This window comes from Pseudomonas sp. CBZ-4 (assembly GCF_000346755.1).
Lineage (GTDB): Bacteria > Pseudomonadota > Gammaproteobacteria > Pseudomonadales > Pseudomonadaceae > Aquipseudomonas.
This window is the reverse complement of sequence record NZ_ANNV01000042.1, coordinates 15,522-35,157: the sequence shown is the minus strand read 5'-3', so window position 1 is coordinate 35,157 and position 19,636 is coordinate 15,522. Positions and strand designations below refer to the sequence as shown.

General features: G+C 61.7%; 19 protein-coding genes. All 19 read right to left on the bottom strand.

Features of this window, described 5'->3' with window-relative positions; translation table 11 throughout:
* Positions 1 to 2: 2 nt before the first annotated feature.
* Positions 3 to 503, bottom strand: coding sequence for a flagellar basal body-associated protein FliL (gene fliL, locus B348_RS0105875; RefSeq protein WP_017735216.1), 501 nt, complete (start codon positions 501 to 503; stop codon positions 3 to 5).
* Between the two features lie 220 nt (positions 504 to 723).
* Positions 724 to 2,040 (bottom strand): flagellar hook-length control protein FliK, encoded by a 1,317-nt coding sequence (locus tag B348_RS0105870; RefSeq protein WP_017735215.1) that lies wholly within the window; start codon positions 2,038 to 2,040, stop codon positions 724 to 726.
* 195 nt (positions 2,041 to 2,235) lie between these two features.
* Complete coding sequence (locus B348_RS0105865; RefSeq protein WP_017735214.1) at positions 2,236 to 2,583, bottom strand: Hpt domain-containing protein; 348 nt, start codon at positions 2,581 to 2,583, stop codon at positions 2,236 to 2,238.
* Positions 2,584 to 2,613: 30 nt separating this feature from the next.
* On the bottom strand, positions 2,614 to 4,332 hold the full coding sequence (locus tag B348_RS0105860) for a fused response regulator/phosphatase (protein ID WP_017735213.1): 1,719 nt from the start codon (positions 4,330 to 4,332) through the stop codon (positions 2,614 to 2,616).
* A complete protein-coding gene (locus B348_RS0105855; protein ID WP_017735212.1) occupies positions 4,329 to 4,634 on the bottom strand; it encodes an STAS domain-containing protein in 306 nt (101 codons plus the stop codon). The genes B348_RS0105860 and B348_RS0105855 overlap by 4 nt, the downstream gene beginning before the upstream one ends.
* Before the next feature lie 183 nt (positions 4,635 to 4,817).
* Positions 4,818 to 5,267, bottom strand: coding sequence for a flagellar export protein FliJ (gene fliJ, locus B348_RS0105850; RefSeq protein WP_017735211.1), 450 nt, complete (start codon positions 5,265 to 5,267; stop codon positions 4,818 to 4,820).
* A gap of 3 nt (positions 5,268 to 5,270) precedes the next feature.
* Positions 5,271 to 6,629: a flagellar protein export ATPase FliI gene (gene fliI / locus B348_RS0105845; protein WP_017735210.1), complete on the bottom strand. Its 1,359-nt coding sequence runs from the start codon at positions 6,627 to 6,629 to the stop codon at positions 5,271 to 5,273.
* Entirely contained in the window at positions 6,619 to 7,383 is a 765-nt protein-coding gene (gene fliH / locus B348_RS0105840; protein WP_017735209.1) for a flagellar assembly protein FliH, read from the bottom strand. The genes fliI and fliH overlap by 11 nt, the downstream gene beginning before the upstream one ends.
* Before the next feature lie 10 nt (positions 7,384 to 7,393).
* Complete coding sequence (gene fliG, locus B348_RS0105835) at positions 7,394 to 8,413, bottom strand: flagellar motor switch protein FliG (protein WP_017735208.1); 1,020 nt, start codon at positions 8,411 to 8,413, stop codon at positions 7,394 to 7,396.
* Complete coding sequence (fliF, locus tag B348_RS0105830) at positions 8,406 to 10,187, bottom strand: flagellar basal-body MS-ring/collar protein FliF (RefSeq protein WP_017735207.1); 1,782 nt, start codon at positions 10,185 to 10,187, stop codon at positions 8,406 to 8,408. Before fliF ends, fliG begins: the two co-directional genes overlap by 8 nt.
* A gap of 16 nt (positions 10,188 to 10,203) precedes the next feature.
* On the bottom strand, positions 10,204 to 10,533 hold the full coding sequence (gene fliE / locus B348_RS0105825) for a flagellar hook-basal body complex protein FliE (RefSeq protein WP_017735206.1): 330 nt from the start codon (positions 10,531 to 10,533) through the stop codon (positions 10,204 to 10,206).
* Positions 10,534 to 10,664: 131 nt separating this feature from the next.
* Positions 10,665 to 12,041 carry a sigma-54 dependent transcriptional regulator gene (locus tag B348_RS0105820; RefSeq protein ID WP_017735205.1) on the bottom strand — a complete coding sequence of 459 codons (1,377 nt, stop codon included), beginning with the start codon at positions 12,039 to 12,041 and terminating at the stop codon, positions 10,665 to 10,667.
* 6 nt (positions 12,042 to 12,047) lie between these two features.
* Entirely contained in the window at positions 12,048 to 13,238 is a 1,191-nt protein-coding gene (locus B348_RS0105815) for a PAS domain-containing sensor histidine kinase (protein ID WP_032864718.1), read from the bottom strand.
* 111 nt (positions 13,239 to 13,349) lie between these two features.
* On the bottom strand, positions 13,350 to 14,822 hold the full coding sequence (locus B348_RS0105810) for a sigma-54 dependent transcriptional regulator (RefSeq protein WP_017735203.1): 1,473 nt from the start codon (positions 14,820 to 14,822) through the stop codon (positions 13,350 to 13,352).
* A 169-nt stretch (positions 14,823 to 14,991) separates the two neighbouring features.
* Positions 14,992 to 15,288, bottom strand: coding sequence for a flagellar protein FliT (fliT, locus tag B348_RS0105805; protein WP_017735202.1), 297 nt, complete (start codon positions 15,286 to 15,288; stop codon positions 14,992 to 14,994).
* Between the two features lie 25 nt (positions 15,289 to 15,313).
* A complete protein-coding gene (gene fliS / locus B348_RS0105800; protein WP_026136596.1) occupies positions 15,314 to 15,703 on the bottom strand; it encodes a flagellar export chaperone FliS in 390 nt (129 codons plus the stop codon).
* Positions 15,704 to 15,842: 139 nt separating this feature from the next.
* Positions 15,843 to 17,213, bottom strand: a complete 1,371-nt coding sequence (gene fliD / locus B348_RS0105795; RefSeq protein ID WP_017735200.1) for a flagellar filament capping protein FliD — start codon at positions 17,211 to 17,213, stop codon at positions 15,843 to 15,845.
* 83 nt (positions 17,214 to 17,296) lie between these two features.
* Positions 17,297 to 17,647, bottom strand: a complete 351-nt coding sequence (locus B348_RS0105790) for a flagellar protein FlaG (protein WP_017735199.1) — start codon at positions 17,645 to 17,647, stop codon at positions 17,297 to 17,299.
* A 75-nt stretch (positions 17,648 to 17,722) separates the two neighbouring features.
* On the bottom strand, positions 17,723 to 19,462 hold the full coding sequence (locus tag B348_RS0105785; protein ID WP_026136595.1) for a flagellin: 1,740 nt from the start codon (positions 19,460 to 19,462) through the stop codon (positions 17,723 to 17,725).
* Positions 19,463 to 19,636: the final 174 nt, after the last annotated feature.

Sequence of the window (19,636 nt, the reverse complement as noted above, 5' to 3'; positions counted from 1 at the left end):
TCCTACTGCAGTACGTAGTTGGTAAAGAGCACTTGCTCGATTGCGACTTTGCCGAGCTCTTTCTGGGACACTTCCTGCACGCTTGCGGTGACCTTCTGGCGCAGCATTTCCTGGCCGACCGGGGTGGCCAGGGCGTCGAAGCTTTGGGCGGAGAACAGCATCACCAGGTTGTTGCGGATCACCGGCATATGCACCTTGAGGGCATCCAGGTCGGCCTGGTTGCGCGCCAGCAAGGTCATGCTGACTTGCAGGTAGCGTTGGCGGCCGTTCTGGTTGAAGTTGGCGACAAAGGCCGGCAGCATCGGCTCGAAGATTGCCGGTTGCTTGACGTTACTGGCGGTTTCGGCAGCCGGTGCCGGTTTGCTTGCACTGCTGTGCATGATGTACCAGGTGCCACCGACAGAGGCGCCGATAGCCAGGATCAGGCCCACGACAATCATCAGGATAAGCTTGAGCTTGCCTTTGCCTGCGGGTGCTTTTGCTGCGTCGTCGCTCTTCGCCATGCCAATAATCCGTCACTATTCGGGGATTCATAGATCTACGGAAAGGCAAGAGCAAGTGTTATGCCAGAGTTGTCTGGTAATGCGAGGAAGCAGCTACACCCCAAATCAACTGTGGGAGCTGGCTTGCCTGCGATAGCGGTGTGTCAGTGAATACATCTGTCACTGATAGATCGCTATCGCAGGCAAGCCAGCTCCCACATGGACCGCGTTCCTGCTGGGGTCAGGCGTAGTAATCGACGGCGCTGGAGCCGATCACCGTTGACGTCACCGGCGCAACCGCTTCAGCCACTTCAGCATGGGCACCGCTGTCACTATCACCCCCACGCCCACCGATGCCACTCACGCCACGCGCCTGGCCCTGCTGCTGTTGCTGCTCCTGGCCACGGGACTGGTCCGACACGTTCACATCCACCTGTCCCATGCCCTGCTGGGCAAACATCTCGCGCAGGCGCCCGGACTGGCTTTCCAGCGCTTCACGCACCACGGCATGGCCGCTCATGAAGCTGACCTGGGCCTGCTGGTCCGCCGTCATATTGACTTTGATATCCAGGCGCCCCAATTCCGCTGGCTGCAACTGGATCTCGGCGGACTTGAGGTTCGCGCTGGACAGGTACATCACGCGGTTGACCACTTCTTCGGTCCAGCCGCTCTGATGCATGGCCAACGGCGTGTTGGTGGCCGGCGGCAAGGCATTTGCGGTTTTCGGCGTGGCAGCCTGGGTCAACGCAGCCAGGCGGTTGGCGAAGTCATCGACACGGGTGTCGCTGCTGGCGCCCTTCAAGTCCTTGAGACCGTCGTCGATCAGCCCGCTGAAAGCCTTGTCGCCACCTTGGTCAGTGCTGTCCTTGGCGGCTTGCTGGTCGACCATATTGGCCAGGCCAGCCGTGAAGTTTTGCGCAGCGGTGGGCTGGTCCAGGTTTGGCGTAGGTTTCTGCGGCGACTGGCTGCTGGCGGAGACGTGGCCGCCCTGCTCCATCGCCAGGCGTACGGCCGGCATGGAATCGAGGGGGTCCGCCTCGGGGTCGAAGGCTGGCTGCTTGACCTCGTCGGTCACCGCCAGCGGTGCGGTGGCCACGGGCGCAGGCTTGCTGTCGTCAGTAACAGTCACCACCGGCACGACTACAGCCGGCGTGACCGCTGCCACCAAGGCCGGGTCGACTACCGGGTCAGTGGGAGGCTGCTGCGCCAGGGCCGGGCCGACAGGTTTGTCGTCATCCGTGCTGGCGCTGTCGTCGGACTTGGCGGGCGGTTTGGCAGGCAAAGGATTGCCGCTATCGGCAACCGCCGGCTTGCTGGCGGCAGGTTTGTCATTGCTGTCCACCTGCTTGGCATTGGCGTCGGCAGGCTTGTCGCGTGTGGTTTTTGACGGCGCGTCGTCGGCCTTTGCCACCGGTTTTGACCCCTGGCTGGCGAACACCTGGGCAAAGCCGGCGCCCTTGTCACGCGGCTCCACGGCCGCTGCCGGGGGGTTGGCAGCGGGCGCTTGCGGCTTGGCCGCAGGGGCAGCCTGGAGGAGCGAATTCGGGGCGACTGGCATAGGTAAAGGTCTCCACTGCATGGGGTCGGGGATGCAGTAACAGGAGATAGAGCAAGAGTCGGGCCAGGTTGCCGAGTGCGACTAGAAATGCGGGAGCTGGCTTTTCTGTGGGCGCTGGCTTGCCTGCGATGCGGGCAACTCGATATTTCAGTTAAACCGTGGTGATGCTATCGCAGGCAAGCCAGCTCCCACAGGTCAGAGCTGGAAGCGCTGGCGCTCCGACTCATACAGCGGCCGCACCAGCGCAAATTCGTGATCGATCTGATCCACCAGCTCACCCAAGTCACTGCCAGGCGCCTGCGCCGACTCCGCCTCCAACCGCTGGCACAACTGCGCCAGCCGCACCGCGCCCAGGTTGCCGCTGCTGCCCTTGAAGCTGTGGGCGATGCGCCCGAGCGCCTTGGCGTCATCCCGGGCCTTGCGCAACGCTTCGACGCGCTTTTGCGAATCGTCGAGGAAGGTATCCAGCAAGCGCGGATACTCACCTTCCATCACTTCCTGCAACCCCGATAACACGTCCGGGTCCAGATGAATCTCAGCCACTTGTTCGCTCCTTGATCAAGAATCGGCGGATTATGCCTGAGCCGGCCACGAAAACTCCACGCAGACGCTCCGCCCGCCGTCGGACCAGTGCACGTCGCCGCTCAATTGACGCACCAGGTTCAGCCCCCGGCCCGACAGGCGATCAACCTCCAGCGGGCGCGCCAGCACCTGTTCCACGTCAAAGCCGGCGCCGCTGTCTTCGATGCGCAACGACATCTGCCCGCCCGTCGCCGTCGGCACCACCTGCACGTGCACCCGCACGTAACCGCCGCTCAACTGCGCCAACCGCTCGTTGCGCTGGCGATAGTAGTCGGCAAAACCGTGCACATCCCGCTTGAGCCGCGAGTCCAGGCCCAGCACGCCGTGCTCCAGGGCGTTGGAATACAGCTCGGCCATCACGCTGTACAACGCCCCGCTGCGCTCGCGCAGGCCGTGGATTTCCAGCAACAGTTGCAGCAAGTACGGCAACGGGTTGTAGCGCTTGAGGGTCTCGGCGCGAAACTCGAAACTCACCGACCAATCCAGCGGGCACGACTGGCTGCTGTCGGTATACAGCGGCCCGGTCGCGCGCAGGGACTGCCCGGCTTGCAGGGTGATTTCCACCATGCTCACGTCATCCCGCGCCTCACCGCGAAACCCGGCCAGGGCTTGCTCGATCTCGGCAAACAAAAGGTCGGGCTCGCGGTTGGCGGCAAATACCTGATGCAGGCGCTCGACGCCAAACAGCTGGTCATTGCTGTCAGCCGTGTCGAGCACGCCATCGGAGAGCAAAAACACCCGGTCACCCAGGGCCATCGGCCACACCTCGGTGCGGTCATCGAAGGCTTCGGCCGACAGCACGCCCAACGGCAGATGCCGCGGCACCAACGCCGTGCGCTTGCCGCTGGCGACTTCATGCACATAGCCTTCGGGCATGCCGCCGTTCCACACTTCCACCACACGGCGCTGGGTGCTCAGGCACAACAGGGTGGCGCAGCAGAACATGTCCACCGGCAGGATGCGTTTGAGCTTGACGTTCATCTCCCGCAGGATCTGCGCCAGGCCGTAGCCCTTGGCGGTCATGCCGTAGAACACTTCCGCCAGGGGCATGGCGCCCACCGCCGCCGGCAAGCCGTGGCCGGTGAAGTCGCCCAGCAACACATGCATATCGCCCGACGGCGTATAGGCCGCCAGCAACAGGTCGCCGTTGAACAGCGCATAGGGCGATTGCAGGTAGCGGATATTCGGCGCGGCGTTGATACAGCCCGAATGCGCCACCTTGTCGAACACCGCCTTGGCCACCCGTTGCTCATGCAGCAGGTAGTCGTGGTGCCGGGCGATCAGGTCGCGCTGCTGCAACACCGTGGCTTGCAAGCGGCGCAGGCGATCCATGGCGTTGATCTTCGCCGCCAGGATCAGCGGGTTGTAGGGCTTGGCCATGAAGTCATCGCCGCCGGCATCCAGGCACTGGGCCAGGGCCGAACTCTCGCGCAGGGAGGTGAGGAAAATCACCGGCACCAAGGTTTCGCCCGCCAACTGCTTGATCTGGCGCGCCGCTTCAAAGCCGTCCATCACCGGCATCAGGGCGTCCATCAACACCAACTGCGGGCGCTCGCGGGCAAACACTTGCACCGCGTCCAAACCATTGCTGGCGGTGAGCACCTGATGCCCCTGGCGCCGCACGATGGTGGACAACAACAGCAGGTCGGTGGCGCTGTCTTCGGCGATCAGCACCGTCAGCGGCTCAAGCACGGGGGCCAGGCCGCTCAACTGATGTCGAACAGTTTGTCGAAGTTGGAGATGGCGAGGATCTTGCGCACATCGGAATTGCTGTTGACCACCTGCACGTCCGCGTTGTCACCGCCGGCGTGATCACGCAACAGCAGGAGCATGCCCAGGGCCGAGCTGTCCATGTAGGTGGTGTCTTTCAGGTCGACCACGTACAACTCGGGCACCTTGTAGAAGCGTTCGTAGGATTCGCGAAACGTCTGGTGGCTGCCGAAATCGAACCGACCCTTGATCGCGATCGTCAACTTCTTCCCGTCCAGGGATACTTCAGACTCGACTGACATGTGACTGCTTCCTTGTCATTGGCGGTAGACACAGGTTTAGCAGCTGAACGCCACAGCAGCAACACAGAGGATCAAATGTGGGAGCTGGCTTGCCTGCGATAGCGGTACATCAGCTAAGGATAAGCCAACTGGTACACCGCTATCGCAGGCAAGCCAGCTCCCACAGGGGACCGGTGGTGGTCTTTAGTATTGGGATTGGCGCGGGAGGCGCTGTGATAACTCATCCAGCAGCTTTTGCTCACGCTTGTCTTCCAACGCCCGCGCTTCGTCGATGTAGCGTTGCACCAGCTTGCGCAAGCCCTCGACCCGGGCGTACGCCTGCTGCCAGCTGTCGCGGGCCTTTTCGAAGTTGTTCTGGTGCCAGAGCAGGCTTTGGCGCTGTTGGTCGACGGCGGTTTCCAGCTGGTTGAGAAAGCCCTGGTAGCCCATCAACCATTGGCCCGACACGCCCTGGGTGCCGCGTTCGATCCACTGTTGCTGGTATTCGCCGCGAAAGCGCTCCAGGTCGCCGAGCTTGCTTTCCGCCAGGCGCACCTGGCCCTGGAAATACCCCAGGCGTTGCACCGCGGTTTTTTCGGCCTTTTCGGCCATGTCCACCACTGGCGCCAGGCGCGACGAACGAGTGCTGGCCATGGCTTAGCCGCCCGGTGCCGGGGCGAAGATCGAGTTCAGGTGCGCTTCGCTTTCGCCCATGCTGATCTTGTCGTTAAGGCCCTGGCGCAGGTACGTCACCAGTTGCGGTTGCAGGGCAATCGCCAGGTCGGTGTCGCGGTCGCCACCGGCCACGTAGGCGCCGACGCTGATCAAATCGCGGCTCTGCTGATAGCGCGACCACAGCTGCTTGAACTGCTGCGCCCGCGCCATATGCGTCGGCGTGACCACCGACGGCATCACCCGGCTGATGGACGCTTCGATGTCGATGGCCGGGTAGTGCCCCTCCTCCGCCAAACGTCGCGACAGCACGATGTGGCCGTCGAGCACGCCCCGCGCCGAGTCGGCAATCGGGTCCTGCTGGTCATCGCCTTCGGACAACACGGTGTAGAACGCGGTAATCGAGCCACCCCCGGCCTCGGCGTTACCGGCACGCTCCACCAGCTTGGGCAGCTTGGCGAACACCGACGGCGGATAGCCTTTGGTGGCGGGCGGCTCGCCGATGGCCAGGGCGATTTCCCGCTGGGCCTGGGCGAAACGGGTGAGCGAGTCCATCAGCAACAGGACGTTCTTGCCCTTGTCGCGAAAATATTCGGCGATGCGCGTGCAGTACATGGCGGCGCGCAGGCGCATCAGCGGCGCATCATCCGCCGGCGAGGCGACCACGACTGAACGCTTGAGGCCTTCTTCGCCGAGGCTGTGCTCGATGAATTCCTTCACCTCGCGGCCCCGTTCGCCGATCAGCCCGACCACAATGATGTCGGCCTCGGTAAAGCGGGTCATCATGCCCAGCAACACCGACTTACCCACGCCAGTACCGGCAAACAGGCCCAGACGCTGGCCACGGCCGACCGTCAACAAACCGTTGATACTGCGGATGCCCACGTCCAGCGGCTGGCTGATGGGGTTGCGCTTGAGCGGGTTGATCGTGGGGCCGTCCATCGGCACCCAGTCTTCGGCTTTCATGCCGCCCTTGCCGTCCAGCGCACGGCCGGCGCCGTCGAGTACGCGGCCGAGCATGCTCATGCCCATGGGCAGGCGGCCGGTGTCGGCCAGGGGCACCACGCGGGCGCCGGGGGCAATACCCGCCAGGCTGCCGACGGGCATCAGGAAAATCTTGCTGCCGGAAAAGCCCATCACTTCGGCTTCGACCTGCACCGGGTGGTAGCTGTCGTCGTTGATCACCAGGCAGCGGCTGCCCATGGCGGCGCGCAAGCCTTCGGCTTCGAGGGTCAGGCCGACCATGCGCAACAGGCGCCCTTCGAGGATCGGCTGGCCGGGCAACTCCGTGGCCTCGGCATAACCGCTCAGGCGCTTGGCGAAGCTGGTGCGATCAAGGCGCATCGGGGGCGTCCAGGTCCACGCTCAGATCCGGCTCGGCCGGGTTCAGCACCTGCTCGTGGGCCTGGTCCAGCAGCTTGGCCATGATCTGGCTGATGCGGGTTTCCACCGTGGCATCGATGCGGCTGTGTTCGGTTTCGACGCGGCAACCACCGGGCTGCAACGCCGCGTCTTCGACGATGCGCCAGGTTTCTTCATGGCGCTCGCGCAGGGCTTTGACCTGTTCGAAATCCTGCGGGTTGATGTACAAGCGCACATTGCCGACGCCCAGGGGCAGCAGCTTGAGGGCTTCACGCATGACGCTTTCGATATGGCTGGAATCGAGCACCAGTTCGCGCTGGATCACCTGGCGCGCGATGTGCTCCACCAGGCCGACCATGGATTTCTCCAGCTGCGAATCCTGCTCGGCAATCGGCTCGAACAGGCTGCGCATCAGGCGCTCCAGGCTGCCCAGCTTGGCGCTGAGCGCCGCCTCGGCTTCCTGGCGCACCTTGAGCGTAGAGCTGCGAAAGCCGTCTTTTTCACCGGCGGCGAAGCCTTCGTTGTAGGCCTCCTGGCGGATGCTTTCCAACTCTTCGAGGGTCAGTGGCTGGACTTCGTCCAGCGGCACTTCTTCCATTTCCACCGGCGGTTCGGGTTCCGGCTCAGGCTCGGGTTCCGGCACATGCGGGTCGAAGCTGGGCAACGACCAGATGTCGAACCCGCCGACATCCCGCGCGCGAATCAGATCGCTGGGCGTCTCATCTTTGTTCGACATGGGGCGCGCCTTAGATCATTTCTTCGCCGCCCTTCCCGCCGAGAACGATTTCTCCGGCTTCGGCCATACGGCGGGCAATGGTGAGGATTTCTTTCTGCGCCGTTTCCACGTCGCTGACGCGCACCGGGCCCTTGGCTTCGAGGTCGTCGCGCAACAGTTCGGACGCACGCTTGGACATGTTCTTGAAGATCTTCTCCTTGACGCCTTCGTCCGAACCCTTGAGGGCCAGCACCAGCACGTCGGAGGACACTTCGCGCAGCAACGCCTGGATGCCACGGTCGTCGACATCGGAGAGGTTGTTGAACACGAACATGAGGTCTTCGATCTGGCCCGACAGGGTGTCGTCGATCTCGCGGATCGAGTCCATCAGCTGGCCTTCGACCGAGCTGTCGAGGAAGTTCATGATGTCGGCGGCACGCTTGATACCACCCAAGGTGGTCCGCGCGGCATTCGAGTTGCCGGAGAACTGCTTCTCCAGGATCGTGTTGAGTTCTTTCAGCGCCGCCGGCTGCACGGTGTTCAGCGACGACACGCGCAGGATGATGTCCAGGCGCACCTTATGGTCGAAGTGGCCAAGCACTTCACCGGCCTGGTCCGGGTCCAGATAAGCCACGACGATGGCCTGGATCTGCGGGTGTTCGAAGCGGATCACGTCGGCAACCGCGCGCGGCTCCATCCACTTGAGGCTGTCGAGGCCACTGGTGTTGCCGCCCAGCAGGATGCGGTCGATCAGGCCGTTGGCCTTGTCTTCGCCCAGGGCCGAGGTGAGCATCTTGCGGATGTAGCTGTCGGAGCCGACGCCCAGGCTGGTCTGGTCGCCGACGATCTCGACGAACTCGCTCATCACCTGTTCGACTTGCTCGCGGTGCACATTGCGCATTTGCGCCATGGCCACGCCGACGCGCTGAACCTCTTTGGGGCCCATGTGACGCAGCACTTGGGCGGCATCGGTTTCACCGAGGGACAGCAGCAGAACCGCCGCTTTGTCGACCTTGGTGAGCTTGGCAACAGCGGCTCGATTATCACTCATCTGCGTTGATCCACTCTTTCACGACCTGGGCCACACGACCCGGATCTTCTGCCACCAGACTTTTGATTGCATTCAACTGCGCGTCGTACCCTTCGCTCGGGCTTGGCAACAGGATGCTTTGCGGGCCGCCGAGGCTGACGCGGTCGTTGGCCAGTTCGCCGTCCAGGCCGCCCATGCCACCCAACTCGACGTCGCTGCCACCAAAGGCTGCCAGTTGTTTCTTGCTGCCGTTGCCGGTGATGTTGTTGAGCACCGGGCGCAGCACGCCGAACACCAGCACCAGGATGAACAACACACCCAGCACTTGCTTGACGATGTCCCAGAACCACGGCTGCGTGTAGAACGCCGCTTCGGCGATCACTTCACCACGCTCGGCGGAGAACGGCATGTTGATCACGCTGACGCTGTCGCCACGGCTGGCGTCGAAACCGACTGCGTCCTGCACCAGGCGAGTGAAGCGCGCCAACTCATCGGCACCCCATGGCGCACGGGTAATGGTGCCGTCCGCGGCGTTGACCTTGACCTGATCATCGACCACCACCGACACCGACAGGCGATTGACGCGGCCCTGTTGCTGCTTGGTGTGGCTGATGGAACGGTCGAGCTCGAAGTTCTTGGTGGACTGGTTACGCTTGTCCGCCGGGTACGGGGCGAGCATCGGCTGGCCGGTGGCCGGGTCCATGATCTGCTGGCCGTTGGCGTCCAGCAGCGGTTGGCCCGGGGCGATGGCGCCCGCGGTGGCTGCGGCGCCACCAGTGGTTTGCGGCGCCGAGGCTGGTGCAGGTGGCTGGTTGCTGAGGGCACCCGGCACACCTTGCGGGCCACTGCTGGCGGTGCGTTGTTCGCTGGTGGACTGCTCGCTGCGCAGCGCGGGCTGGTCCGGATTGAATTGTTCGGAGGTCGACTCGACGGCGCTGAAGTCCACATCGGCCGACACTTCCGCCTTGTAGCGGTCGTTGCCGAGCACCGGTTGCAGGATGTTGTGCACGCGCTGGGTGAGCATGCTTTCCATGCGGCGGCTGTAGTCGAATTGCTTGCCGGCCTGGGTCAGCGCGGAGTTCTCGGCCATGTCCGACAGCAGGTTGCCCTTCTGGTCGACCACGGTGATCTGCGACTTGCTCAACTCAGGCACGCTGGTGGCCACCAGGTTGATGATCGCCAGCACCTGGCCAGGCTCGAGGGAGCGGCCGGAGAACAGCTCCACCAGCACCGAGGCGCTTGGCTTGCGCTCATCGCGCACAAACACCGAGCTTTTCGGGATGGCCAAGTGCACGCGGGCGCCCTTGACGTTGTTCAGGCTGGAGATGGTGCGGGCCAACTCGCCTTCCAGGCCGCGACGATAGCGGGTGGCTTCCATGAACTGGGAAGTGCCCAGGCCCTGGTCTTTGTCGAGGATTTCAAAACCGATATTGGCGTCGGACGGCGTCACGCCGGCGGCGGCGAGTTTCATGCGCGCACGGGCCACGTCGTCGGCCTTGACCAGCAAGGCGCCGGAGTTGGGCTCGACGGTGTAGGCGATGTCGGCGGCGGCGAGGGTTTCCATGATCTGCTTGGAATCCATGCCCGCCAGGCTGCCGTACAACGGGCGGTAATCCGGTTGCTGCGACCACAACACCACGGCAAAACCAATCGCCACGCTGGCAGCCAGGCCGACCATCAGGCCCACCTGACGCAACATGGTCATTTCGGAGAGGTTTTCCAGGAACGACAGGCCAAACAGCGGCGGCTTGCCGTCTGCCTTGGCGGGTGCGTTGTCCACGACTGCTTCTGCCATGACTTAAATCTCGTCCTTAAACCGGCATCTGCATGATGTCTTGATAGGCTTGAACCAACTTGTTACGCACCTGGGTCAACGCCTGGAACGACACGCTGGCTTTTTGCGAAGCGACCATCACATCGGTGAGGTCCACGCCGCTTTTGCCGATTTCGAACGCGGTGGCCAACTGGCTGGAGGCTTGCTGGGTGTCACTGACTTTATTGATCGCCTGGCCGAGCATGTCGGCGAAGCTGCTTTGGCCCAATTCCGGCGCTTGCGCGACGGATTTCGGTTGAGCCATGGCATCCATTTGCATGGAGCGCATATCCAACATCAACCGATTGAACTCAATACCCTGGCTCATGACCTTCTCTCTCCGACAACCCGCAAATTTTTGACACTACGCCGCAATTACTAGGGGAAGTAGCAACAAGGGTGCCAGCTCTGTATCGATTCGTAAGAAAAGGCGACAAAGCTTGTCGGCCTTGGTACCAGTTAGGTGGCAAACAGATACGCTTCCACATCCATCCCCGCATCGCGCATCTGCGCCAGCTTGTAGCGCAGGGTGCGCGGACTGATGCCCAGGCGTTCGGCGGCCTCTTTGCGGCGGCCGCGCTCGGCGCGCAGGGTGTCGATGATCATCTGGAATTCGCGGCGGCGCAGGTCGTCGCCCAGGGCACCGGCAGATTCGGCTTCGACAGGCACCGGCGCGGGTGCCAGGCTCGGCAATGGCGCCGCGCCACTGCCCATGGCCAGGCAGAAATCCTGGGGCTGGATCAGGCCGCCCTGTTGCAGGATCAGCGCGCGCTGGATCGCATTGTCCAATTCCCGCACGTTGCCGGGCCATGGATAGGCGATCAGGCACGCCTGGGCCTCGCCCGACAGACGTGCCTGGGCGTGCTTCATTTTTTTGACGTGGTTGTTCAGCAGGCGCTCGGCCAGCGGAATGATGTCCGCCGGGCGTTCACGCAGCGGGCGCCACGCCAGGGGGAACACCGACAGGCGGTAGAACAGATCCTCACGGAAACGCCCCGCCGCCACTTCGCCGGCGAGGTCGCGGTTGGTGGTGGCGACCACACGGATATCCAGCTGGATCGGCTTGCGTGCGCCGACCCGCTCCACTTCACGCTCCTGCAACACGCGCAGCAACTTGGCTTGCAGGCCCAGGGGCATTTCGGAAATCTCATCGAGCAGGATCGTGCCGCCGTCGGCTTGTTCGAACTTGCCCGCCTGGGCCGCAATGGCACCGGTGAACGAGCCCTTTTCATGGCCGAACAAGGTGGCTTCCAGCATGTTGTCGGGGATCGCCGCGCAGTTGATCGCGACAAACGGCTGGCTGGCGCGGCTGGATTGCTGGTGGATATAGCGCGCCAGCACCTCCTTGCCGGTGCCGGACTCGCCGGAGATCAATACCGTGGAGTCGCTGCGCGCCACGCGGGCGGCCAGTTCCAGCAATTGCGCACTGGCCGGCTCGAAGGCAATCGGCCCTTCGCCGTCGCTGGCCGGCAGTACGCCGAGGGCATGACGGGCCACCAGCTCGATCAGGGCTTTCGGTTCGAACGGCTTGACCAGGTAATCCGCCGCGCCTTGGCGCATGGCGTCGACCGCGCGCTCCACGGCGCCATGGGCGGTCATCAGCAGCACCGGCAATTGCGGCTGGCGGGCGCGCAGCAGGCCGAGCAACTGGTGGCCGTCCATGCCGGGCATGTTGACGTCGCTGACCACCAGGCTGAAGGGTTCCTGCTCGACCGCGTGCAAGGCTTCCTCGGCTGAACCGACCGCCCGATAGTCATGGCCCGCCAACAACAGCGTGTCAGCCAATGCCTCACGCAGGGCGCGATCGTCTTCTACCAATAAAACCTTGATTGCCATGTTCGCTTACTCCGCGCTTGCCGCGCCTGAAAACAGCGGCAAGGTCATCAATGCACAGGTGCCACGCCCCAATCGGGAACGCAGCTGCAATTCTCCCTGATGGGCGCGTGCCACGGCCTTGACCACGGTCAGGCCCAGGCCCGTTCCGTTGGTCTTGGTGGTGAAAAAGGGTTCGCCGAGGCGCTGCAGCACCTGCGGGTCGATGCCACTGCCGCTGTCACTGATGCACAGGCGCAGGGTTTGCGCGCGGCTGTACAGGTGAATCTTCAGGCGCGCGCCGGGGGTGCTGGCCTGGGTGGCGTTTTCGATCAGGTTGAGCAAGGCGCCGACCAGGGTGTCGCGGTTGCACAGCAACTCGCCGAGGTGGCTGTCGCATTGCCAGCGCACTTCGGCCTCCTGGATATGAGTGCTCGCGGCGGCTTGCAGGGCGCGCATCAGCTCGGCCGGGGTGACTCGGTCGGTCAGCGGCAATTCGCCGCGGGCGAACACCAGCATGTCGCGCACCTGGTGCTCCAATTCGTGCAGACGCTCCTTGAGCCTGCCAGCAAAACGTTGCTGGGTTTCTGGCGGCAGTTGCTCATCAGTCAAATGACTGGCGTAGATCAGCGCGGCCGACAGCGGCGTGCGGATCTGATGCGCCAAAGAAGCGACCATCCTGCCCAACGACGACAAACGCTCATGGCGCGCCAGTTGGTCTTGCAGGTGACGGGTTTCGGTGAGGTCGTTGAGCAGCACCAGCTGGCCGGGCTCGGCATCAAGCGAGCGCGTGGCGATGGACAGGCGGCGGCCGTCTTTCAGGGAGATTTCATGGCCGTCGTCTTCACGGGGCGCGAAGCAGCGGGTGATCACGTGGCGCCACAGCTCGCCTTCCAGCGGCAGGCCGAGCATGTCGCAGGCGGCCGGGTTGGCTTCGCGCACGCGGCCGTCTTCGTCGATGACGATCACGCCACCGGGCAACAGCGACAACAGGTTTTGCAGACGGTTGGCCAGGCGCTCTTTCTCGGCCAGCTCTTCCATGCGCTGCGCACTGACCACCGCCAGCTCGCCTTTAAGCTCGGAAACCCGGGCTTCCAGCAGGCTGTAGGAGTCTGTCAGTTGGCTGGACATCTGGTTGAACAGCGAAAAGGCCTGTTCCAGGCCATTGCGGCTGAGCTGTTCGGCATCGGGAGCCGAAGATAGTTGGGCGGCGTGGGGCATCATGCTCTCTCGCTTGGCTGACCGTCAGTTAAACGGAACGTTGCGAGGGTTGTAGCAATACCCGTGCCTAAAAAAAAACCGCTGACTAATCAGCGGTTTGTGATTTAGGCGTCAATCATCCGCCTGTTCATCGCCATCTCGACGGCTCATGCCGTACTTGCGCATCTTCTCCACCAGGGTGGTGCGGCGGATACGCAAGCGCTCGGCGGCGCGGGCGACGATGCCGTTGGCGTCGTCCAGGGCCTGTTGGATCAGGCCTTGTTCCAGGTTGCCGAGGTAGTCTTTGAGGTCCAAGCCTTCCGGCGGCAGCATGGCGGTAGACGCGAAGTCCGGCGTGTGGCCGTTGATCGCTACCCGCTCTTCCATGTCGCTGCGGATGTCATTGAGCTGCTCGTCTTCGTCATCGACGTAGCGGAATTTCTTCGGCAGCTCGACCACGCCGATCACACCATAGGGGTGCATGATCGCCATGCGCTCCACCAGGTTGGCCAGCTCACGCACGTTGCCCGGCCAGCCGTGGCGGCACAGGGACATGATCGCGGCGGAATTGAAACGGATCGAACCGCGCTTCTCGTGCTCCATGCGCGAGATCAGTTCGTTCATCAGCAGCGGGATGTCCTCCACGCGCTCACGCAGCGGGGCCATCTCGATTGGGAAAACGTTGAGGCGGTAGTACAGGTCTTCGCGGAAGCTGCCCACCTCGATCATGCTTTCGAGGTTCTTGTGGGTGGCCGCGATGATGCGCACATCGACGCTCTGGGTCTTGTTGCTGCCCACACGCTCGAAGGTACGCTCCTGCAACACACGCAGCAGCTTGACCTGCATCGGCAGGGGCATATCGCCGATTTCGTCAAGGAACAGGGTGCCGCCGTTGGCCAGCTCGAAACGCCCGGCACGGCTGGTGATCGCCCCGGTAAAGGCGCCCTTCTCGTGGCCGAATAATTCGCTTTCCAGCAGCTCTGCCGGGATCGCCCCACAGTTGACCGGCACAAAAGGCCCGTCGCGGCGCTTGGAGTGATAGTGCAAGTTGCGCGCGACCACTTCCTTGCCGGTGCCCGACTCGCCGAGGATCAGCACGCTGGCGTCGGTGTCGGCCACTTGCTGCATCATCTGGCGCACGTGCTGGATCGCACGGCTGGTGCCGACGAGGCTACGGAACAGGTTGGGTTCGCGGTGGCGGCCGCGCTCGCGGGCCTGGTCGTACATCTCGCGATAGACCTGGGCGCGGTGCAGGGAATCGAGCAATTTGCTGTAGCTGGGCGGCATTTCCAGGGTGGACAGCACGCGGCGGCGCTGGTCTTCGGGCAGCTCGACGGAAGAAATATCGCCCATCAGCAACACGGGAAGGAACTCATCCCACGTAGACAGTGTCTTCAACAAGCCCAAAACAGCGCCAGGAGCGTTTACCGTCCCGATCAGCACACAAATGACTTCACGGCTCGATGACAATGAGCTGACCGCCTGCTGCCAGTCATGGCTGCCGCAGGGCAGATTTTCTTCGCCAAGAAAATTCAAAATCACCGCTAAATCGCGGCGGCGGACGCTATCGTCATCAATCAGCAGAATTTTGGTTTCACGCCACATGCAATAGCAACTTCCCTAGTTAACTCAAGTGCCCTGAAGTCTGGGCAATCTAGATGGCTGTAAGCATTTTCTGCTTTACACCCCTCTGAAATCTGAAAACAGCACTAGTTAAGTCAAAAAATCACGCGCAGTCAAATTTATGACGCGCATTCGGTTTAACTGAGCCCGTTCAGCCGAACAGATGGTAAACCTTTGACGCATTTTTAGCTTGGTTGATCTGCGACATCTCTTCAAAAATCGCCTGTCTTTCGCCAGTGGTCACTTCCAGCAACTGCTGATACACCGCCAGCAGACTCTCCAGCTTTTCGCGCAGCGCATCCTCGTCCACCGGCGCCTCGCTGAGCACCTCATCGATCACCGCACGGCAGCCCATATCCAGCTCACCGACAGCATCCCAATTGCGCTCGGCCAACGCGCTTATCAGGGCGTCGCGGGCTTCATCGATGCGTTGCAGTGCTTGGCTCATGATGTGTACCTCAAGGCGCTTGGCCTTATTGTGGAGCGATGGCATCCCAGCCGGACTTGACGGTAATCAGCAACCGCGCGACTTCGTCGATCATGTCGGCATCGTTCACCTGGTTGGCTTCAACCAGACGGTTGCTCATGTAGTCATACAGCGCATCCAGCTGCTGTACCGACGCCGGATCTTCCGCTTTTTCCGGTTCGAGGCCATCACGCAGGCCAGAGATGATTTCAATCGCCTTGCCCAGCATCAGACCTTTCTGAGCGATATCGCCACGGCTCAATGCCCCCTTGGCCTGCGCCATGCGATCAAGGCCGCCTTCCATCAGCATCTGCACCAGGCGGTGCGGGCTGGCTTCGGAGACTTGGGCGTGGGAATTGACCTTCTGGTACTGGCGAAGGGCTCTCATCGGGTTCATGTTGCTACCTCGTTACTGGCCATGTCGAATAGGGTTGCTTAACCAGTTTTTCGACCACGTCACAAAATTCTTTAATCCAGGCGTCATACGCCAGACCACCGGTAAAGCCTGCTGCGGGGCGCCGAAGCGCCCCCACGAATCAGGACGACGACTTCGCGTTGTTCAGCGAGTTGAGGGTCGTCATGATGCTGGAGCTGCTGGCGTTGATCTGCGCGATCATCGTGTCCATCGCGGTGTACTTGGCGCTCAGGGACTTCTTCAAGGCCTCCATGCGCACGTCCAGGTCGGAGGATTCGGTGGTCAGCGAGGTCAACTTGTTGTTGAGGTCGGTGGCGCGCGTCGCCAGGGTGCCGGTGGTGCCGACGTAGCTGGCGGTGGCTTTGTTCATGCGGGTGATCAAGCCCGTGTCGCCAGTGAAGAACTTGGCCACATCGCCAGCGCCCTTGACCACTGCCTTGTCCCACGCCTTGTCGTCCAGGGTCAACAGGCCGGTTTTCTGGTCCGTGGTAATCCCCATCTGTGCCAGGCTGGTCATGCTGCCCGCACCGGAGCCGCTGGTCAGTTCGGTACGCATGCTGTTCACCAGCTGACGCATCGACGCATCACCCGTCAAGGCGCCCGCAACGGTCGTCGACGCATCGCCTGTGGCGGTCACCTTGGTCTGGGTGTTGATCGCCGTAGTCAACGCGTTGTACGCGGTAACGAAGGACTGCACCGAGGTCTTCAAGGTGTCGGTATTGGTGGCCACGGTGATGGTGGTGGTCGGCTTGGTCAAGTCAACGGCCAGCAAGTCGAGGGTCACACCACTGATGGCGGAATCGATCTTGTTGGTGGCGGACGACATCGCGACGCCGTCGATGCTGTACTTGGCGTTGGCCGGGGGCTTGCCTTGGTCGTAACCGACGGCAAGCTCCGAGTCACCGCTGAGGGTGATATCGGTGCCATCGCCGGTCTTGGTCGACGTCAGGACCAGACGTGCGCCGTTGGAGTCGCTCAGCACGTTGGCACTGATACCCTGGGCCGAGAGCTGGGTGTTGATGGCTTCACGCACTTCCTTGAGGGTCGCGCCGCCGGCAATCACCACGTCGTAGCTTTTGTCGCCCTGGTTAATGGTCAACGTCTGCGCTTCGTCAGTGCTGTTGGCCTTGCCCGTGGCACCGTCCGTATTCACCTTGCTGGTGACTTTGGCGGCGGTGGCCAGGCTATCGACCTTTACCTCGTACTTGCCGCTGGAAGCACCGTCACCCAAGGTGACCTTGATGTTCTTGTCTTCGGAAGAACTGGCAGAAAGCCCGTTGAACGCAGAGACATTGTTCAACTTGGTGATTGCCGCCTGATAGGCTTCCAACGCGGTTTTGATCGAGCCGACAGCCGACAACTTGATAGTCGCGTCTTTTTGCTGACTGGTGATCTGGGCCAGCTTGGGTGCCTTTTCAGCCCCAACCAGTGCCTCGACGATCGCTTGCGTGTTGTAGCCCGAACCTGGGCCGGAAATCGTTGAACTAGCCATCTGCTTATTCTCCTTGTCCTGAAGCGGCCGTTTTTTGGCGCTCAAGCGCCGATGCCGCAATCAGAAACATGTTTCGTGCCAACTCAAGCCTTGCTATCAAACAGCAGGCTGCTGGCATCGCTCAAATTCTGCGCCAATTTCAGCGCGGTCTCCGATGGAAGCTGTCGAATCACTTCACCACTGTCGGTGGCGATCACCTTGACGACCACTATGCCAGTGGAGTCATCGATGGAAAAATCCAGGTTGCGCTGTGAAGCCTGCACAAACTCACGCATATCGGTAACGGCTTTTTCCAGCGCAACGCGCTGTGGCTCTTCGCTCGCCGGCACTTTCGCTTCACTGTTGGCCGCAGGCTGGGCCTGGGCGACAGGTGCAGTGCTGGGCTGGGTTACGGCAGCCGGGTACGGCGTGTTCAGCTTGATGCTCATGTCCATGTCATCACCTCCAAACTGAAAAAACGGAAGGGCACGTTATGCACGCACCCTCCCGTTATTTAACCGCTACCGCTATTACTGAAGCAGCTTCAGAACAGAGGATGGCAGTTGGTTGGCCTGGGACAGGATCGCAGTCGAAGCCTGTTGCAGGGTTTGTTGCTTGGTCAGTTCAGCAGCTTCAGAAGCGAAGTCAGCGTCTTCTACGCGGCCTTTGGCAGCGGAGGAGTTCTGCGAAATGCTCTGCAGGTTGGCCACGGTGCTGGCGAAGCGGTTTTGTACGGCACCCAGCTGCGAACGCTGGCTGTCGATCTGCTGCATGGCGTCGTCCAGAGCCTGGATAGCCTGCTGCGAAGAAGCGGCGGACAGGATGTTCAGGTCGGAAACGCTGGTTTCCATGGTCACGGCGGTTTTGGTGCCGTTGGCAGGAACAGTGGTCAGGCCCAGGGCTTTCAGACCGGTACCAGCGCTGCCGTCTTTGATGGTGATGTCTTTGTCTGCGAACAGGCTCAGAGTACCGTCAGCGTTTTTGCTCGCCTGTACACCGGTGCTTGCGCTGTTGATCGAAGCTACAACTGCATCAGCGGTGTCGCCTTTCTTGAACTTGACTTCTACGCCGTTGACGGAGATGGAAGTATCGTCGGTCAGTTTGGCCTGAGTGGTACCGGCAGACAGACCCAGTTGCGACAGTGAACCGCTGTTAGTGTTAGCCAGCTTGATGTCTGCACCGTTGCCCGAGGTCAGCTTGAGACGACCTTCGGTGAAGGTAGCGGAAGCACCCGCTGCAGTGCCGCCAGCAGCATTGGTGAGCTTGGTGAGAACGGTCGACATGGCGTCGCCTTTCGCCCAAGTTACTGCAGCACCGTTTACAGTGATCGCACCGTCAGAGGTCAGGTTGCTGGTAGTGGCAATGGCAGGGTTAGCAGTCAGCTTCAGGTTAGCCAAGCCATCAGTTTTGGCAGCGACTGGGGGTGGGCCAGCAGAAGCAGTTACAACATCGCCAGCTGCGAGGTTGATAGCCTTGGTGGAGCTCAGTGTCAGGACGCCAGTAGCATCGGTGCTTGCAGTAACACCGGTGGTAGCTGTCTCTTTGTTGATAGCAGCAGCTGCGGCAACACCCAAGTCACTAGCTGCGACAGCACCGAAAGTGATTGTTGTACCGTTGATTTTGATATTGTCGCTCGCCACAGTGGCGCCAACAGCAGCGGAACCCGAGACAGTGGCTTTATCAGTGAGTACCGAGCCAGTAGTGGTAGCAGCGAGACCGCTCAATGCGGTGCTGTTAACAGTGGCTTCGCTGAAGTTACCTTTCAGCGCGGTGGAGCTGATGTCGGTCATGCCGAACGAGATAGTCTCGTTGGCGTTGGCGCCGATTTGGAAAGCTACGTTCTGGAACGAGCCGTCCAGCAGGTTACGACCACCGAAGGTAGTGGTGCTGGCGATACGGTTCAGCTCGCCCACTTTAGCGGTGAATTCTTGCTGCAGGGAAACACGGTCAGCGTCGCTTTTATCACCGTTCGCCGCTTGCAGGGCGAGTTCACGCAGACGCTGCAGGGTGTTGGTGGATTCTTGCATTGCGCCTTCAGCAGTCTGGGCAATCGACACGCCGTTGTTGGCGTTGGCGATGGCAACGTTCAGGCCTTTGACCTGGTTGTTCAGACGGTTGGCGATCTGCATGCCGGCAGCGTCGTCTTTGGCGCTGTTGATTTTCAGGCCGGAGGACAGACGGTTCATCGACTGGCTCAGAGCGTCGGAAGCCTTATTCAGGTTCTTCTGGACCCCCAGAGACGTGATGTTGGTGTTAACTGATAATGCCATGACGAAATCCTCGTTGGATGGGATGCTGCGGCTTCCGGCCCTGGCAACCGCCGGGTGTGGCCTAGAGAACCTTCGTAATAGTTATCGTCGTGTGTGCCGGTTGCTTGAGTCTTTTTTTTGATTTTTTTGCTGGCTTGGTGCCACCCCTTGCAATTCAAGGGCTTACACAGGGGT

What these genes read in the sequence shown, in the direction of transcription:
- fliE (WP_017735206.1), bottom strand. Translation starts at nt 10,533, where the DNA reads ATGAGCCAGGGTATTGAGTTCAATCGGTTGATGTTGGATATGCGCTCC.
- B348_RS0105855 (WP_017735212.1), bottom strand. Translation starts at nt 4,634, where the DNA reads ATGTCAGTCGAGTCTGAAGTATCCCTGGACGGGAAGAAGTTGACGATC.
- fliL (WP_017735216.1), bottom strand. Translation starts at nt 503, where the DNA reads ATGGCGAAGAGCGACGACGCAGCAAAAGCACCCGCAGGCAAAGGCAAG.
- B348_RS0105815 (WP_032864718.1), bottom strand. Translation starts at nt 13,238, where the DNA reads ATGCCCCACGCCGCCCAACTATCTTCGGCTCCCGATGCCGAACAGCTC.
- B348_RS0105870 (WP_017735215.1), bottom strand. Translation starts at nt 2,040, where the DNA reads ATGCCAGTCGCCCCGAATTCGCTCCTCCAGGCTGCCCCTGCGGCCAAG.
- fliI (WP_017735210.1), bottom strand. Translation starts at nt 6,629, where the DNA reads ATGCGCCTTGATCGCACCAGCTTCGCCAAGCGCCTGAGCGGTTATGCC.
- fliJ (WP_017735211.1), bottom strand. Translation starts at nt 5,267, where the DNA reads ATGGCCAGCACTCGTTCGTCGCGCCTGGCGCCAGTGGTGGACATGGCC.
- B348_RS0105820 (WP_017735205.1), bottom strand. Translation starts at nt 12,041, where the DNA reads ATGGCAATCAAGGTTTTATTGGTAGAAGACGATCGCGCCCTGCGTGAG.
- fliF (WP_017735207.1), bottom strand. Translation starts at nt 10,187, where the DNA reads ATGGCAGAAGCAGTCGTGGACAACGCACCCGCCAAGGCAGACGGCAAG.
- fliH (WP_017735209.1), bottom strand. Translation starts at nt 7,383, where the DNA reads ATGTCGAACAAAGATGAGACGCCCAGCGATCTGATTCGCGCGCGGGAT.
- B348_RS0105790 (WP_017735199.1), bottom strand. Translation starts at nt 17,647, where the DNA reads ATGGACATGAGCATCAAGCTGAACACGCCGTACCCGGCTGCCGTAACC.
- fliG (WP_017735208.1), bottom strand. Translation starts at nt 8,413, where the DNA reads ATGAGTGATAATCGAGCCGCTGTTGCCAAGCTCACCAAGGTCGACAAA.
- fliS (WP_026136596.1), bottom strand. Translation starts at nt 15,703, where the DNA reads ATGAACCCGATGAGAGCCCTTCGCCAGTACCAGAAGGTCAATTCCCAC.
- B348_RS0105810 (WP_017735203.1), bottom strand. Translation starts at nt 14,822, where the DNA reads ATGTGGCGTGAAACCAAAATTCTGCTGATTGATGACGATAGCGTCCGC.
- fliT (WP_017735202.1), bottom strand. Translation starts at nt 15,288, where the DNA reads ATGAGCCAAGCACTGCAACGCATCGATGAAGCCCGCGACGCCCTGATA.
- fliD (WP_017735200.1), bottom strand. Translation starts at nt 17,213, where the DNA reads ATGGCTAGTTCAACGATTTCCGGCCCAGGTTCGGGCTACAACACGCAA.
- B348_RS0105785 (WP_026136595.1), bottom strand. Translation starts at nt 19,462, where the DNA reads ATGGCATTATCAGTTAACACCAACATCACGTCTCTGGGGGTCCAGAAG.